At 70.8% G+C, this 675-nt stretch carries 1 protein-coding gene and 1 pseudogene; one reads left to right on the top strand and one right to left on the bottom strand.

Going from position 1 to position 675, the window contains the following annotated elements:
* Window positions 1-234: 234 nt before the first annotated feature.
* On the top strand, window positions 235-462 hold the full coding sequence (locus tag OOT08_RS16150; RefSeq protein ID WP_325093847.1) for a hypothetical protein: 228 nt from the start codon (window positions 235-237) through the stop codon (window positions 460-462).
* Window positions 463-476: 14 nt separating this feature from the next.
* On the opposite strand, the pseudogene OOT08_RS16145 reads toward OOT08_RS16150, so the two are convergent.
* Window positions 477-675: pseudogene (locus OOT08_RS16145) on the bottom strand (1-deoxy-D-xylulose-5-phosphate synthase); the annotation flags it as partial.

The raw sequence follows: 675 nt of genomic DNA, 5'->3' as shown, positions 1-675 counted from the left end.
GAAGAGAGCATACTGGCCTTTCTGGCAGAGAAAGCAATGAATTTACCTTGAGCATCCTATTCGTGTTCCCGGGGTCCACGCAAAGCTCCCGATCGGATCGCGCGGCGGACCCGAGCGGGGGTTGACGTTCGTCCCCGGGCACAGCAAGGTTAAGGGACGGGGGCGTCGCAGGCGACCCCGAGTTTCGGCGGTCCGTTTGGCTCCGCCGCACCGGTCATCACCGAGGAGGACCAGATGGGGAAGCTTACCGACGCGGTCAAGTCGATGTTTGGGCGCGGCAAGGACCGCGTCGTCACCCGCGACTACGGCGCACAGCTCGACGATTGGGTGGACGAGGGCGGCACCCCGCACCCGGACGGCCCGCCCCGGGTCGTGGATCGCCTTCCCGCCGCCGAGGTCTCGCCCGAGGAGGCTGCGACCGAGCAGCCCTCCGGGGACGATCGCCCGGACGCGGCCCGCTAAGCGCGCTCGGCGCGCTACTCGGTGCCCTCCCGGGGCTCCTCCGGGCGGGCGATCGGGATGCGGGAGCCGCGCACCTGTTCGGCGACGTCGCTCGCGACGCGGTCGGCCGTGAGCCCCGCCTCCGCCAGGATTTCCTCGCGGCTCGCGTGCGCGGGGAAGCCGTCCTGCACGCCCAGCTCCGTGACGGCGGTGTCCACACCCTCGTCGCGCAGG

It is taken from the genome of Leucobacter sp. M11 (assembly GCF_035726885.1).
Taxonomy (GTDB): Bacteria; Actinomycetota; Actinomycetes; order Actinomycetales; family Microbacteriaceae; genus JAPFRB01.
This window is presented reverse-complemented; position numbering and strand designations above follow the sequence as displayed.

Coding starts and splice junctions, on each gene's coding strand:
- OOT08_RS16150 (WP_325093847.1), top strand. CDS start 235: ATGGGGAAGCTTACCGACGCGGTCAAGTCGATGTTTGGGCGCGGCAAG.